This is a genomic window from Arthrobacter zhangbolii, assembly GCF_022869865.1.
In the GTDB taxonomy this organism is placed as follows: domain Bacteria; phylum Actinomycetota; class Actinomycetes; order Actinomycetales; family Micrococcaceae; genus Arthrobacter_B; species Arthrobacter_B zhangbolii.
Genome location: NZ_CP094984.1, coordinates 3,430,538 through 3,445,184, shown reverse-complemented (window position 1 = coordinate 3,445,184; position 14,647 = coordinate 3,430,538). Strand labels below are relative to the sequence as shown.

General features: G+C 65.4%; 14 protein-coding genes. 11 read left to right on the top strand and 3 right to left on the bottom strand.

Annotated features, from left to right (window positions below; all coding sequences use genetic code 11):
• Positions 1-45: 45 nt before the first annotated feature.
• On the bottom strand, positions 46-525 hold the full coding sequence (locus MUK71_RS16115) for an NUDIX hydrolase (protein WP_227903254.1): 480 nt from the start codon (positions 523-525) through the stop codon (positions 46-48).
• Positions 526-719: 194 nt separating this feature from the next.
• Between MUK71_RS16115 and MUK71_RS16110 the strand changes: the two genes are divergently transcribed.
• From MUK71_RS16110 to MUK71_RS16090, 5 genes are all read left to right on the top strand, one after another.
• Positions 720-2,240, top strand: coding sequence for a CCA tRNA nucleotidyltransferase (locus MUK71_RS16110; RefSeq protein ID WP_227903104.1), 1,521 nt, complete (start codon positions 720-722; stop codon positions 2,238-2,240).
• Positions 2,241-2,897 (top strand): histidine phosphatase family protein, encoded by a 657-nt coding sequence (locus tag MUK71_RS16105; protein WP_227903103.1) that lies wholly within the window; start codon positions 2,241-2,243, stop codon positions 2,895-2,897.
• Between the two features lie 637 nt (positions 2,898-3,534).
• Positions 3,535-3,807: a hypothetical protein gene (locus MUK71_RS16100; RefSeq protein ID WP_227928140.1), complete on the top strand. Its 273-nt coding sequence runs from the start codon at positions 3,535-3,537 to the stop codon at positions 3,805-3,807.
• 152 nt (positions 3,808-3,959) lie between these two features.
• On the top strand, positions 3,960-5,204 hold the full coding sequence (gene mshA / locus MUK71_RS16095) for a D-inositol-3-phosphate glycosyltransferase (protein WP_227903253.1): 1,245 nt from the start codon (positions 3,960-3,962) through the stop codon (positions 5,202-5,204).
• 104 nt (positions 5,205-5,308) lie between these two features.
• Positions 5,309-6,988 carry a formate--tetrahydrofolate ligase gene (locus MUK71_RS16090; protein ID WP_227928141.1) on the top strand — a complete coding sequence of 560 codons (1,680 nt, stop codon included), beginning with the start codon at positions 5,309-5,311 and terminating at the stop codon, positions 6,986-6,988.
• Between the two features lie 87 nt (positions 6,989-7,075).
• On the opposite strand, the gene MUK71_RS16085 is transcribed toward MUK71_RS16090, so the two are convergent.
• Positions 7,076-8,161 (bottom strand): inositol-3-phosphate synthase, encoded by a 1,086-nt coding sequence (locus MUK71_RS16085; protein ID WP_227903100.1) that lies wholly within the window; start codon positions 8,159-8,161, stop codon positions 7,076-7,078.
• A 194-nt stretch (positions 8,162-8,355) separates the two neighbouring features.
• Here MUK71_RS16085 and MUK71_RS16080 point away from each other — a divergent pair, with 194 nt between their 5' ends.
• The 6 genes from MUK71_RS16080 (at position 8,356) to MUK71_RS16055 (ending at position 14,298) form a co-directional block, all read left to right on the top strand.
• Positions 8,356-8,538 carry a hypothetical protein gene (locus MUK71_RS16080; RefSeq protein WP_227928143.1) on the top strand — a complete coding sequence of 61 codons (183 nt, stop codon included), beginning with the start codon at positions 8,356-8,358 and terminating at the stop codon, positions 8,536-8,538.
• An 88-nt stretch (positions 8,539-8,626) separates the two neighbouring features.
• Positions 8,627-10,099, top strand: a complete 1,473-nt coding sequence (locus MUK71_RS16075; RefSeq protein ID WP_227928145.1) for a glycosyltransferase family 87 protein — start codon at positions 8,627-8,629, stop codon at positions 10,097-10,099.
• Positions 10,096-11,190: a lipid II:glycine glycyltransferase FemX gene (locus MUK71_RS16070; RefSeq protein ID WP_227928147.1), complete on the top strand. Its 1,095-nt coding sequence runs from the start codon at positions 10,096-10,098 to the stop codon at positions 11,188-11,190. The genes MUK71_RS16075 and MUK71_RS16070 overlap by 4 nt, the downstream gene beginning before the upstream one ends.
• Positions 11,187-12,641: a phytoene desaturase family protein gene (locus MUK71_RS16065; protein WP_227928149.1), complete on the top strand. Its 1,455-nt coding sequence runs from the start codon at positions 11,187-11,189 to the stop codon at positions 12,639-12,641. Before MUK71_RS16070 ends, MUK71_RS16065 begins: the two co-directional genes overlap by 4 nt.
• A 90-nt stretch (positions 12,642-12,731) precedes the next feature.
• Positions 12,732-13,967 (top strand): hypothetical protein, encoded by a 1,236-nt coding sequence (locus MUK71_RS16060; RefSeq protein WP_227928150.1) that lies wholly within the window; start codon positions 12,732-12,734, stop codon positions 13,965-13,967.
• Between the two features lie 61 nt (positions 13,968-14,028).
• Positions 14,029-14,298, top strand: a complete 270-nt coding sequence (locus tag MUK71_RS16055; RefSeq protein ID WP_227903094.1) for a hypothetical protein — start codon at positions 14,029-14,031, stop codon at positions 14,296-14,298.
• Between the two features lie 2 nt (positions 14,299-14,300).
• On the opposite strand, the gene MUK71_RS16050 is transcribed toward MUK71_RS16055, so the two are convergent.
• The gene (locus MUK71_RS16050; RefSeq protein ID WP_227903093.1) at positions 14,301-14,621 is read right to left on the bottom strand and encodes a putative quinol monooxygenase; all 321 of its coding nucleotides are present in this window, start codon (positions 14,619-14,621) and stop codon (positions 14,301-14,303) included.
• Positions 14,622-14,647 lie beyond the last annotated feature (26 nt).

Sequence of the window (14,647 nt, the reverse complement as noted above, 5' to 3'; positions counted from 1 at the left end):
TTCCGGTCCGGATTGCCTTAACCGGCCCGCCCGAACCGGCGGGGTTCAGAGGTGGCGGGGCAGGATCTCCCGGGCGAGGTCCGCGATGCGGCGCTCATTGGGGAAGGAAAGCCTGCGGCCCAGTTCCGCCAGCGGAACCCAGGCAACGTCCACGGCTTCATGGTCCGGATCGTTTTCGATGGTCAGGTGTCCGCCGCAGGCCTCAAGGAGGTAGTGGTGCACGGTCTTGTGCACCCGGTGCCCGCTGACGGTGAACCAGTAGTCAATGCTGCCCAGTGCAGCAAGGATCCGGCCATCGATGCCGGTTTCCTCGGCGATTTCCCGGATGGCAGCCGCCGGGTTGTCCTCATCGTTTTCGGGATGTCCCTTGGGCAGGCACCACTCCAGCCGTCCGCCGCGGTTCAGCCGGGCAATGATGGCCACGGGCAGCTGTTCATCGGCGGTGTCCACCACGATGCCGCCGGCGGAGACCTCTTCGACCGTGGGCAGGGGAGCATGTACCGAATGCGCACCGAGGCCACCCATTGACGCAGTCAATGGGGTCCGCTTGGGGGCGCTCGGTACGGGATGGGCCATACTCCCACTGTAACGATCTTTCCCCGGGGATGATGACTGTTGGGCAGGCTGCCGGAGAGGAAGCGGGAACCCTCGGCGTGTCCGCCCGGGAACCCGGTGCCCTTGTCGGTCCCCGCCGTTTTATCTGGCACGCTTAAAGCACTATGGCGCACCTTTTTGATAGTTCTGCTTTAAAGTCCCCGCTGCCCGGCGTTATCCCGGAGCTGGGCACCCGTTTCGAGGACGCCGGCTATGAGCTTTCCCTCGTCGGCGGACCCGTGCGGGACCTGTTCCTGGGCCGGGTTTCCCCGGACCTGGATTTCACCACCAACGCCCGACCGGATGACATCATCCGGATTATCAGGGGCTGGGCTGACACATTCTGGGAAATCGGCCGCGAATTCGGCACCATCGGCATGCGCAAGGGCGGGTTCCAGGTGGAGATCACCACCTACCGGGCCGACGCCTATGATCCGTCCTCCCGCAAACCCGCCGTCGCGTTCGGCGACAAACTTGAAGACGATCTGTTCCGCCGGGATTTCACCATGAACGCCATGGCGCTGCGGCTGCCGTCCATGGAACTGGTGGACCCCTTCGGGGGAGCCCGGGACCTGCACGCCGGCATGGTCCGGACGCCGGGTGCGCCGTCGACGTCGTTCTCCGATGATCCGCTGCGGATGATGCGGGCGGCACGCTTTGCCTCGCAGCTGCAGGTACAGGTGGCACCGGAGGTATTTGAGGCCATGCGGGACATGGCCGGCCGGATTGGCATCATCTCCGCGGAACGGGTGCGCGACGAACTGACCAAACTGATCAACGGCAAGGCACCGTGGACCGGTGTGGACCTGCTGGTGGAGAGCGGCCTGGCCGAGCATGTGCTGCCCGAGGTGGCGGCATTAAAACTGGAGATCGATGAGCACCACCGGCACAAGGATGTCTACCAGCACTCCCTGACCGTCCTGCGCCAGGCCTGCGAACTGGAAACGGATGCCGACGGCGCAGTGCCCGGCCCGGACTTTGTGCTGCGCTTTGCCGCACTGATGCATGACGTGGGAAAGCCGTCCACGCGGCGCTTTGAACCGTCCGGTTCCGTGAGCTTCCTGCACCACGACGCCGTGGGCGCCAAGCTCACAGCCAAACGGATGAAGGCGCTGAGGTTCGACAACGACACCATTAAGTCGGTGGCCCGGCTGGTGGAACTGCACATGCGTTTCTACGGGTATGGCGACGCCGGCTGGACCGACTCCGCAGTGCGCCGATACGTCAACGACGCCGGGCCGCTGCTGGAGCGCCTGCACCGGTTGACCCGTTCCGACGTCACCACCCGGAACCGGCGCAAGGCCGAACGGCTGGCGTTCGCCTATGACGACCTTGAGCAGCGGATTGCCGCGCTCGCTGAACAGGAAGAACTTGCTGCCATCCGTCCGGACCTGGACGGGGAGGCCATCATGGCGCTGCTGAACGTGAGTCCCGGGCCCGTGGTGGGCCGCGCCTACCGGTTCCTTCTGGAGGAACGGATGGAAAACGGGCCGCGCAGTGAGGCGGAAGCCGCCGAGCTGCTCCGGACGTGGTGGTCCGCACAACCGGAGAGCTCAATGCAGGATACTGGCCTGTCACCTGATACAACGGAAAAAGAAAGCCTGCGGGGGCAGGATGGATCAGGTACAAACGCGAAGGACAAATAAATGAGCAACGGGGACAACTTCGGACCGGCAGTACCGGACCTGACCCCGTCCGGGACCCGGCTGCCCCGCCTATGGCTCCTGCGGCACGGAGAAACCGAGTGGAGCCGTGAGGGCAACTACACCGGACTGACGGATATTCCACTGACGCCCGAAGGCGAAGCCCAGGCCAGGGCTGCGCTGGAGAAGATCGGACCCGTGAGTTTTGACCGGGTCCTCACCTCACCTCTGATCCGCGCCCGACGGACCGCGGAACTGGTGGGCTACCCGGACGCGGAGATTGTTCCCCACGCCCACGAGTGGGATTACGGCGACAATGAGGGCCGCAACAGCCGGCAGGTGCGCGAAGAGAACCCGGGCTACCTGATCTGGAAGGACGGGGTGCCCAACGGCGAATCCCTGGCCCAGGTGGCCGAGCGCGCGGACCGCATCATTTCCGCCGTCCAGGCCGGCTCCGGAACCGAGATGGACCGGAATCCGGAGGCCACCCCGGTGGAAAAGGTCCTGTTGGTGGCACACGGGCACTTCCTGCGCATCCTGGCCGCCCGCTGGCTGGGACTGCCTCCGGAATTCGGCCGCCACTTTGCCCTCAGCACCGCTGCCGTCTGCACCCTCGGCTGGGACAAGCACACCCCTGCCGTAGTCGGCTGGAACCTCTGACCTGCAGGTTCTCCCGGCCCGCCCGCCCCGGTTTAAGAATAATTCCAAAGAATTATTAAAAAGTACTTGGCAGGGCCGGGAAAACTGTTGTACCTTTCTTTTGCGGGCACTTTTGCAGCCCGCCCCAGGCAGAACCGTAAACCCTTAAGAGACCCGAAGTATCCAGGTCCCCGCGAACAGGAGGTGGAGAGTTATGAATATGAACATTAATGGCGGCTTCGGCGTTGCCGGTCATAACCTCCGGCCGCGGTTCCGGGCTCCGTGGGCACCGTCCTCGGTTCTTTCCGGACGGCTCTACGCCGCGCATCGGTCTATTGCTGGCCACTGGCCGGCTGTGTCCGCCTAAGCGCCGCCGCCTTACCCCTCACTGCGCGGCCCGCACCGGATAGCTCCAGCTTCCGGCCACCCCCGCTTCCTGCCCTCCGGCTGCTCTGCACGGAGAAGCCAGGCACCGGGCGTCGCGGTCAATAGGCAGGCCTTTTCCTGAAGGCATCATCGCGTCCTGGTCGGGATGTATTCCCGCAAATCGCCCTGACGTAAATAGTCGATGCCTTTCCGGCTTTCTCCTGTCTCTTTTCCGACATTTCCTTTTCCTTATTTCCCCTGCCCATTTTGGGCTCCCCTTTTGGAGAATCCAGTGCCTGAATATCCCCTGCCCAGTACAGCCATGCCCGAAACCAGTTTCACGTCCACCTCGCATGCCGGCCTGCTGCCTGAACCACGGGCTGTGACCCTCCCGGCAGAACATCCGCCCGTCCGACATCACCCGCTGAAGGAGGTGTATTCAATGCTGAAGCGCCTGCACAGTTCCTACCTGCGTTCCAGCGCGGTCCACGACGCACGACTGGACGCGGCGCTGCGCGGGGAACAGGGGCACCTGCTGCTGCACTACTTCCACTCCGCGAAGTAGGCGGAGTGCATCGCCATCCGATCCGCTCGGGCATCGGCACCGCCGGGCACCTGCAGGTGCCCGGCGGACGTGTTTTAGCCGACAGGAAACAAAGCTGAAGCCCGCGGCGTTATAAAGTCGATAGAGAAGATTTCAGGATGGAAGGGAGCAAAGTGCCCCAGGTCAAACGTGTGGCCATGCTCTCCCTTCATACCTCCCCGCTGGAGCAGCCCGGCTCCGGCGATGCCGGGGGCATGAACGTCTACGTCCGTTCAGTGGCCCTTGAACTGGCCCGCTCGGGCACCGAAGTGGAGATTTTTACCCGCGCCACGGATCCGGAACAGCGCGCCGATGTGCAGCTGGCACCGGGTGTGAAGGTCCGGCACGTGCCTGCCGGCCCGGTTCGCAGGGTACCCAAGGAACAACTGCCCTTCCTGGACCTGGCCACTGCCGTTGCCGAGGCGCAGCCCTTCCTGCTGGAAGGGGGCTTCGACGTTGTCCATTCGCACTACTGGGTTTCCGGCACAGCCGGCCTGGCCGTGGCCCGGCAGTGGGACCTGCCGCTGGTGCACACCATGCACACCATGGCGCGGGTCAAGAATCTCCAGGCCCAGCCGGGGGAGTCCCCCGAGCCGCAGATCCGTATCGACGGCGAGCAGCAAATAGTCCGGGGTGCCACCCGGCTTATCGCCAACACAAGCACCGAAGCTGCCGAGCTGGAAACCCTGTACGGCGCGGATCCGCGGACCGTTGACGTAGTGGCACCGGGAGTGGACCTGAACGTGTTCTCGCCCCGCGGCAGGCCGGGCGTGCAGGCCGGCAGGGGATTCCTGCCCGGGGTGTTCCACGTGGTGTTTGCCGGCCGGATCCAGCGGATGAAGGGCCCGCAGGTCCTGGTGGAGGCTGCTGCCGAACTGCGGCGCCGGCGCCCGGACATTCCCCTGCGGGTGAGCATCCTGGGTGCAGGCAGCGGCTCGCAGGTCCTTGACCTGGCTCCGCTGATCCGCAGTCTCGGGCTCCAGGACACCGTCTCGCTGCGGCCCCCCGTGCAACCGCATCAGCTGGCGGACTGGTTCCGCTCCGCAGACGTGGTGGCGGTACCCTCCTTCAGCGAGTCCTTCGGCCTCGTGGCCCTGGAAGCCCAGGCCTGCGGCACGCCCGTGCTGGCCGCCAACGTGGGCGGCCTGCCCAAGGCGGTGCGGCACGGACGCAGCGGCGTGCTGGTCAACGGACACGCCCCCGGACGCTGGGCAGAGGAACTCGAGGCCCTCTACGACGGGACCGAGCGCCGTCGTGCCCTCGGTGAAGGAGCGGCCGCACACGCGCAGGCCTTTGGCTGGCGCCGCACAGCGATGCTCACCGCAGAGAGCTACCGTGAGGCAGCTGACCAGTTCGCCAGCCGGTCGGTCCGGAAATAGCCGGTAAGGGCGCGTCACGCCTGCCCGGCTGATAGCTTGGCTTCCATCCAATGACCCGCCGCCAACGCGATCCGTTGCCGGCGCAGCGGAAGGAAACGCGGCATATGCGCACCAATGTTCCATCGGACCTGGAAATTTCCCGGTCGGCCCGGCTCCTGCCCGTTGCCGAGGTGGCCGCAGCGGCCGGCATTCCCGAGGACGCGTTGGAGCTCTTCGGCCGTTACAAGGCCAAGGTGGACCCGGCGCTGCTGCCGGGGAACCGGGTTCCGGGGCGGGTGGTGCTGGTGACGGCGATGAGCCCCACCCCGGCCGGGGAAGGGAAATCCACCGTCACTGTCGGCCTGGCCGACGCCCTGCAGCGCGCCGGCAAAAACGTCTTTATCGCCCTGCGGGAACCGTCCATGGGCCCGGTCCTCGGCATGAAGGGCGGAGCCACCGGCGGCGGGTACTCCCAGGTGGTGCCCATGGAGGACATCAACCTGCACTTCACCGGCGACTTCCATGCCATCACCTCGGCCAACAATGCGCTGGCCGCCCTGGTGGACAACTCGATTTTCCAGGGCAATCCCCTGGGGCTGGACCCGCGGCGGATCACCATCAAACGCGTCCTGGACATGAATGACCGCGCCCTGCGGGAGATCGTCATTGGCCTGGGCGGCCCCGCGCAGGGAGTGCCGCGGCAGGACGGCTTCGACATCACGGTTGCCTCGGAGGTGATGGCCGTCTTCTGCCTGGCCCGTGACCTCACCGACCTCACCGAACGCCTGGCGCGGATCACCGTGGGTTATACCTATGACCGCCGGCCGGTGACGGTGGCGGACCTGGGCGCCGAGGGAGCCATGACGCTGCTGCTGCGTGACGCCCTGAAACCAAACCTTGTACAGACCCTGGCCGGGACGCCCGCGCTGGTCCATGGCGGACCCTTCGCCAATATCGCGCACGGCTGCAACTCCGTCATAGCCACCCGCACCGCCCGCAGGCTCGCCGACATTGTGGTGACCGAAGCGGGCTTTGGAGCGGACCTGGGGGCGGAGAAGTATTTGGATATCAAATCCCGGGTGGCCGACGTCGCCCCGGATGCGGTGGTGGTGGTTGCCACCGTACGCGCACTGAAAATGCACGGAGGACTGCCGCGGGAACAACTGGCGGAGGAGAACCTGCCCGCGCTGGAGGCCGGCACGGCCAACCTGCGGCGGCATCTGGAAAACATCCGCCGGTTCGGCATTAATCCGGTGGTCGCAGTGAACCGCTTCGCCACCGATACTGAGGCGGAACTGCACTGGCTGCGAGAATGGTGCGCCACCGAAGGAGTGGGTGCCGCGGTTGCTGACGTCTGGGCGAACGGCGGCGGCGGGCCGGGCGGGGATGAGCTGGCCGCAACGGTACTGGAAGCCCTCGGCCGGCCCGTCGACTTCCGGTTCCTGTATCCGGACGAGCTGCCCGTAGCGGAGAAGATCCGCACAGTTGCCCGGGACATTTACGGTGCGGCGGACGTCGAATTTGCGCTGCCGGCCCGGCGCCGGCTGGATGAGATTGCCGCCCGCGGCCTGGAGCACCTTCCGGTGTGCATGGCCAAGACGCAGTACTCGTTCTCCGACGACGCAACGGCCCTCGGCGCACCGTCCGGTTTCACCATCCATGTCCGGGACCTGTCCATCAAAACCGGCGCCGGTTTTGTCGTGGCACTGACCGGGGCGGTCATGACCATGCCCGGACTCCCGAAGGCACCGGCGGCCCTGAACATGAAGGTTGCCGCGGACGGCACACCCTCGGGCCTCATCTGAACCGCATCGCCGCGGACACAGCAACGCCCCCGGACCGGCAAGGCCGGCACCCGGGGGCGTTCTGCGAAAGCGCGTTTAGCGTTCGACTTAGCGTTCGACCTCGCCGCGGATGAACTGCTCCACCTTTTCCTTGGCAATATCGTCGTTGTACTGCTCGGGCGGGGACTTCATGAAGTAGCTCGACGCCGAGAGGATGGGTCCGCCCACACCGCGGTCCAGGGCGATCTTCGCGGCACGGACGGCATCAATGATGACACCGGCGGAGTTGGGGGAATCCCAGACTTCGAGTTTGTATTCCAGCGAGACCGGGGCGTCGCCGAAGTTGCGGCCTTCGAGGCGCACGAAGGCCCACTTGCGGTCATCCAGCCAGGCGACGTAGTCCGACGGGCCGATGTGCACGTCATCCGCCTTGAGGTCCGCGGAGGTATTGGAGGTGACCGCCTGGGTCTTGGAGATCTTCTTCGATTCCAGCCGCTCGCGTTCCAGCATGTTCTTGAAGTCCATGTTGCCGCCGACGTTGAGCTGGTAGGTGCGGTCCAGCACGACGCCGCGATCCTCGAACAGCTTGGCCATCACGCGGTGCGTGATGGTGGCGCCGATCTGGCTCTTGATGTCGTCACCGACAATGGGAACACCTGCAGCGGTGAACTTGTCCGCCCATTCCTTGGTACCGGCAATGAAGACGGGCAAGGCGTTGACGAAGGCCACGCCGGCGTCAATGGCGCACTGGGCGTAGAACTTGGCAGCCTGTTCCGATCCGACCGGAAGGTAGCAGACCATTACGTCAACGGCGTTGTCCTTCAGCGCGGCGACAATGTCCACCGGAGCGGCGTCGGACTCGACAATGGTCTCCCGGTAGTACTTCCCCAGCCCGTCAAGGGTGTGTCCGCGCTGCACCGTGATGCCGGTTTCCGGAACGTCGGCAATCTTGATGGTGTTGTTCTCGCTGGCGCCAATGGCATCGGCCAGATCCAGGCCGACCTTCTTGCTGTCGACGTCGAAAGCCGCCACGAACTGCACGTCATTGACGTGGTAGTCGCCGAACTTCACGTGCATCAGGCCAGGGACAATCTCGTTGGGGTCGGCGTTTCGGTAGTACTGGACACCCTGCACCAGCGAAGCTGCACAGTTTCCAACACCGACAATTGCCACCCGGATGGGGTTCTCGGACACGGTTCTCCTTTGAAGAAATGTTGAACGCTGCGCGCCCGGCGCAGACAACCCCCATAGTCTACGTGCTGGCACTCACATCTTTGGCCCGATGCCGAACTCAATCGCATATGGGCCCCAGGGGGAGTACAGGGGCGGCCGCAAGCCTACACTGGAAACGCGAACGACACCCCGCCCCTGCCACGGGCACGCCCCCGGTGCTCCTGCAGGCGGACTCCACCGCCACCACAGTGGAAGGAGCCCTGATTGCCGGCAGGGAAATCAGCAATATCACCGGCAACGGCCACACACTGACCTACGATCCCTCTGCCGCGGAGAATGCCTACCTTGACGGTGGCACCTACACCCTTGTCCAGGGCGGCAGCCTGGCACCGCAGTAGTTTCCGGAAAAGCCGACCGCCCCGACCGCCGCGGCAGTGCAGATGCCGGTGCTGACCGGAGGCCGGGGGTTGCTGGATACTGGGAGACATGGATCCGAGCCCCCGGCGCCGCCCCATGCGGATAGTGGCGCCCAGCCGAAATGACCCGTTCCTGCGCAAATTCAGCGAGGTCATCGGCGGGCCGCTGGGACGCTTCACGGCGCCGGGCATCGTCACCCCGGGGTTTTTTACGGTGGAGCGCGTGCTGATTCTGTTCACCACCCTCTCCGCCCTGCTCGCCGTACTGGTCAAAATGCCCTGCCGCGCCGGGGGCTGGAGCACCCCCGACCACTTCTACCAGGCCTGCTATTCCGACTGGCCCGAACTGTTCCGCACGCGCGGCCTGGGGGAGGGGGTCTTCCCCTTCCTCACGGAGGGTGCCTTCTTTGAATACCCGGTTCTGCTGGGGCTGCTCGCGGGTGCCACCGCACTGCTGATTCCGGGGCAGGAGGACGGCGCCACCGCGCTGCGCTCGCTTCAGTATTTCGACGTTAATGCGCTGCTGGCCACCGGTGCCTGGATTGCCGCAGTTGTGCTGACCATGCGGATGTCCGGCCGCCGGCCCTGGGACGCGGCCATGGTGGCCCTGGCGCCAACAGCCGTCCTTGCGGTCTTTATCAACTGGGACATCTGGGCAGTACTGCTGGCCGCCGCGGGCATGCTGGCGTTCGCCCGGAACAAACCGGTGGCAGCAGGAATCCTGATTGGGCTGGGGACCGCCTTGAAGCTTTACCCCGTGCTGATCCTCGGCGCAGTGCTGGTCCTGGCGCTGCGGACCCTGCGCCTGCGGCCGGCCGTCCTCACCTTTGCCGCCGCCGGCGCTGCCTGGCTGGCCGTCAACCTGCCCTTCCTGCTGCGGGACTACGAGTCCTGGCGGTACTTCCTCAGCTTCACTTCCGACCGGCCGGCCGGCTATTCCTCCATTTGGTTTGGCTGGAACCTGACCGTGGAACGCTACGGCGGAGCCACGGTGGACGCCGCCTTCATCAATGTGTGGGCCTACCTGCTGTTCGCGCTGGCCTGCGCCGGCATAGCCGTGCTGGCACTGAGCGCTGAACGGCGACCGCGCCTGGCGCAGCTGGCCTTTTTGATCGTGGCCGCGTTCATCCTCACCAACAAGGTCTATTCGCCGCAGTTTGTCCTGTGGCTCCTGCCCCTGGTGGCGCTGGCGCGGCCACGCTGGCGGGACTTCCTCATCTGGCAGTTCTTCGAAGTGATGCACTGGTGGGCCATCTGGATGTACCTGGCCCGGGAAACCTCCGGCGGTGCGGCGCAGAACAACATCGATTCCCCCTACTACGTGCTGGCCGTCCTGGGCCACGTGCTGGCCACGGTTTATCTCATGGGTGCAGTGGTGTCGGACATCCTCAATCCCGCCGGAGATCCGGTGCGGCGCAACGGTGTGGACGATCCGCAGGGAGGCCCGTTCAACGGCGCCCCCGATCGCTGGGTCCTCAGGCGCGCCAAGACCGTTCAGGTACCCTTGGAAGCGCACGCGGCCCCGTCGAAAGAAGCACAGTGACCCCCGTTCCATACCGTTCCGAGCAGCTTTCCCACGAGGAATTCGAGGCCCTTGCCGCCGCGCATCCCGATGTGGTGATCCCGCTGGAGCAGACCCCCTACTGGGCGGATTTTGAGCGGAAACTCGGCCGCACTCCCTACGGCATCTGGGCGTATTACGACGGCGGCACCCTGGTGGCCGTTGCCAGCTACCTGCGCTCGGACCGCCGGCTGCGTCCCTCCCTGGTGGTGGTCAACGGACCGACCTGGTTCACCACCCGCACGCACAACGCCGAAGCCCGCCTGGTGGCCACGGTGCAGGAACAGTTCCGTGCCGACCCGGCGGTGGATCCGCTCTACGTCCGGATGCAGGTGGCCCACCCCCAGCCGCCGGTCACGGGACCGCTGGAACACGGCTGGTATGAACGGGAAATCGTGGTGGACCTGACCCCGGACACGGACGCCATCTTCGCCTCCTTCCGTTCCAACGCCCGCAACCTGATCCGCAAGGCGGAGAAGCTCGGCGTCGAAGTGCGGACCATCGAGCCGGAGCGCTGGGCAGAGGTCTTCCGCACGGAACTGTTCCCGATCATGCAGGAAACCGCCGCCCGCGACGGATTCTCCAGCTTCGAGTCGACCTTCTACGAGACACTGCTGACCGAGCTCGGCCAGTACCTGCGGCTGATGGTGGCCTACGTGGACAACCGGCCCGTGTCCTGGCTGATCACCACCGAGTACCGCGGCTATTCGGTCTACTATTTCGCCGCCAGCTCGCACAGTGCCCGTAAGACCAACGCCCCGTATCTGCTGCTGTGGGAAGCCTTCAAAGTGCTCAAGGAAGCCGGCAACACGGCCTGCGGGCTCACCGGCATTGTCAGCGAGAACTATCCCGGGCTGATCAACGTCACCACGTTCAAACGGAATTTCTCCAAGACCGTGGTCACCATTCCCACCACTTATGACATTCCGCTGCACCCGCGCCGGTACGCTCTGGTAGCAGCGGCGCTCAGGCTCCGCCGGGAAGCACCGCAGAAACTGCGTGCGCTGCCGGCGTCGGCCAAGGCGCGTGCAGCCGCGATCACCGGACGGAAGGGCGGACAGGCACCTCAATGAGCGACGTCAGCGTGGTCGGAGCCGGTCCCAACGGACTGGCCGCAGCGGTGGTTCTGGCACGTGCCGGGCTGTCGGTCGAGGTTTTCGAGGCCGGCGAAACGGTGGGCGGCGGCAGCCGGACCAAAGAGCTGATGGAACCGGGCCACCTGCATGACATCTGCTCGGCGGTGCACCCGATGGCGCTCGCCTCCCCGTTTTTCCGCAGCTTCGGGCTCGGGCAGCGGATCGATCTGGTGGTGCCGGAGGTTTCCTACGCCTCACCGCTGGACGGCGGCCGCGCAGCACTGGCCTACAAGGACCTGGACCGGACGGTGGACGGACTGGGACGGGACGGGGAAGCCTACCGCCGGCTGCTGGAACCCCTGGTGGAACGCAGCGAGGCAGTCACGGAACTGCTGATGGGATCGCTGCTGAACATCCCGCGGGACCCCATCGCAATGGCCCGGTTCGGCCTGGCCGTCCTGGACCAGGGCACGCCGCTGTGGAACCGCCGGTTCGTGGAGGACGCCGCTCCGGCACTGCTCTCCGGTGTTGCGGCGCATCCGGTGGGGCGGATGCCCTCGCTGCCCTCGGCCGGCGGCGGACTGATGCTGGGCACGCTGGCCCACTCGGTCGGCTGGCCCATTCCCGTGGGAGGCTCGCAAGCCATTGCCGACGCGCTGGCCGAGGATATCCGGGCGCACGGCGGGCGTATTGTCACCGGCCACAGGGTCTCCTCCCTGGACGAAGTGGCCGGCTCGCAGGCAGTCATCCTGGACGTTTCTCCCTCGGTGCTGCTGGAACTGGGCGGTGACCGGCTGCCGGCCCGCTACGCCCGGGCGCTGGAGCAGTTCCGGTACGGCAACGCCGCCTGCAAAGTCGACTTCATCCTCTCCGCCCCGGTGCCCTGGTCCAACCCGGAACTCGCAGGGACCGGAACACTGCACCTGGGCGGTACCCGTGCCGAGCTGGCGTCTGCCGAGGCCGATGTCGCGGCCGGGCGGCACCCGCGCCGGCCCTATGTGCTCGCGTCCCAGCCCAGCGGTTTTGATCCCACCCGCGCCCCTGCCGGACGCCATATCCTCTGGTCCTACTGCCATGTCCCCGCCGGGTCCACCGTGGATATGACCGAGGCCGTGACCGCCCAGATTGAACGCTTCGCGCCCGGCTTCCGCGACGTCGTGGTGGATTCATCGGTGACGACGGCGGCGGATCTGGCCCGCTACAACGAAAACTATGTGGGTGGGGATTTCGGCGGCGGCGCCGTGACGCTGACCCAGATGCTGAGGCGCCCGGTGCTTTCCCCGTCTCCCTGGCGCACGGCCCTGCCCGGCGTGTACCTCAGCTCCGCCTCCACCCCGCCCGGCCCCGGGGTCCACGGCATGGGCGGTCTGCACGCGGCCCACCTGGCGTTGAAGGACGTTTTCGGCATGCCGGTCCCGGATCTGTCTCCCTCCGCGGGAGCGGTGTGACGCAGCTCGCCAAATAATTGTAGGTTTGTCTTTCCGGTCTACGCGCCGGAGAGATAAACCGGGGGAACACTAATGGGGGGGACAACTACATTGAGCAACGAGAATTTCGGCGGAGCCGCGCCTGCAGGGCAGGGAGCGCAGCCGGGAGGCCAGGGAACGCCGACAGGACACGGCACGGGAACGGCCGCCTACCCGCAGTCGCCGCCGCCGGGCCCGCCGCAGTCGCCGGCCCCGCCGCCGCCCGGATCCAACGGGGGAGACTGGAACCCGCCGGGAAGCACCGCACCGCGCCCGCCGATGGATCCGAAGAAAAAGAAGAAGCTCACCCTGCTCGCCATCCTTGGCGGCGTGCTGGTGCTGCTGCTCGCCGCCGGAATTGCCACATATTCCTATCTGGCGAAGAACGTGTACGGTGCGGAAGGCGTGGTGGAGGAATACCTCGGCGCGCTGAAGGACGGGAATGCCGAAAAGGCCGTTGAACTGCTGCCCGCGGGTGACGGGCTGGACACGGTCCTGATCAACAACGAGGTGTACCAGGCGGCCGAGAACCGCATCTCCGAATACAGGATCACCGGGTTCGACGGCGCCAACGGCGGAGTTGTCACCGCGGATGTCACGCGGGCCGGATCCACCGCCGAGCACACCATCCGCGTGGTGAAGGACGGCCGGCAGAACCTCCTCTTCCCGAAGTGGAAGATCGAGGATGACCTGATGGACTGGTCAGTGACCCTGGATATTCCGGAGAATTCCTACCGGCCCCAGGAAATGACCGTCAACGGCGTGACCGTGGCACTGCCGGAGTTCAAGGATGACGGCGGACTGCAGACAGTCGATCTTGCCGTGCTTCCGGGTGACTACAGGATTGAGCCCATCGCGGGAAGCAAGTTCATCAACTACGGGGAGAACGAAACCGTGGAGGTGGAACTGGATTCCCCGCAGCAGATCATCAGCTACTGGCCTAAGCTCAGCGACGACGCCGACGAGGCCCTGAAGACGGAGATGACGGCCTGGCTGGACAGCTGCCTGGCATCGACCAAGCTGGTGAACCCGGGCTGCCTGAACAATGTCCCCGACATGCAATACCCGGAGCGGTACCGCAACATCAAGTGGTCCCTGGCCTCCGGCCCGAGCATCGATCCGGTAGCCGGAACCACCGCCCTGGATGAGACCTTCGGCTTCCTCGCCACGGACATGAAGATCACGCTGAACTGCGAGGTCAACCGCGGCGGAAACGGCAAATGGGAACCGTTCGAGGAGAGCGACACCTTCACCGAGTTCGCCGAAGCGAAGATCGACGGCGACAAGCTGGAGCTTATTTTCGAGTAGGACGGCGTATGCCTTGCGCTCAGGTGCCGGTCATGGGGAACTAATAGCTAGGAGGTTCCCCATGACCGAGCATCTGAACAATCACCACCGGGACACGCTGGACAGGATCCTGCGGCATCCCTCAAGCGGCAACATCGAGTGGAAGGACGTGGTCTCCCTGCTGGAGACCGTGGCGGACACTACCCGGGAACACAACGGCAAGTACGAGGTGACCCTGGCCGGACAGACCGACTACCTGTCCGTCCCGCACGGCAAGGACATCAGCGAGCAGACCGTGGTTGACCTGCGCAAAATGCTCCGCCGTGCCGGCTACGAACCGGATCGAAAGTAGTCCTATTCGACGGTGAGTTCACCCATCCGGGACCACTCTTCGCCGTCGATGACCGTGTTGATGATCTTCGGCGTTTCCACCAGCGCCGGGACCATGTCTTTCATGGCCTGCTGGAAGTGGGCGCTGCCCACGTGGGCTTCCGCGGCGTCGTCCTTGAACGCTTCCACCAGCACGAATTCGTTCGGGTTCTCCAGGCTGCGGGACCAGTCGAACCACAGGTTGCCCGGCTCCTGCCGGGTTGCGGCGGTGAAATCGGCGGTCAGCTCCGGCCAGCGTTCGGTCCATTCGGGCTTAACAAGGAATTTGACGGTAATAAAAATCATGGTTTTATCGTATGCCCCGCAGGCAT

Bases quoted from the DNA above. Each gene is read 5' to 3' on its own strand.
- MUK71_RS16115 (WP_227903254.1), bottom strand. From the start codon at position 525: ATGGGTGGCCTCGGTGCGCATTCGGTACATGCTCCCCTGCCCACGGTC.
- MUK71_RS16110 (WP_227903104.1), top strand. From the start codon at position 720: ATGGCGCACCTTTTTGATAGTTCTGCTTTAAAGTCCCCGCTGCCCGGC.
- MUK71_RS16105 (WP_227903103.1), top strand. From the start codon at position 2,241: ATGAGCAACGGGGACAACTTCGGACCGGCAGTACCGGACCTGACCCCG.
- MUK71_RS16090 (WP_227928141.1), top strand. From the start codon at position 5,309: ATGCGCACCAATGTTCCATCGGACCTGGAAATTTCCCGGTCGGCCCGG.
- MUK71_RS16075 (WP_227928145.1), top strand. From the start codon at position 8,627: ATGGATCCGAGCCCCCGGCGCCGCCCCATGCGGATAGTGGCGCCCAGC.
- MUK71_RS16065 (WP_227928149.1), top strand. From the start codon at position 11,187: ATGAGCGACGTCAGCGTGGTCGGAGCCGGTCCCAACGGACTGGCCGCA.
- MUK71_RS16055 (WP_227903094.1), top strand. From the start codon at position 14,029: ATGACCGAGCATCTGAACAATCACCACCGGGACACGCTGGACAGGATC.
- MUK71_RS16050 (WP_227903093.1), bottom strand. From the start codon at position 14,621: ATGATTTTTATTACCGTCAAATTCCTTGTTAAGCCCGAATGGACCGAA.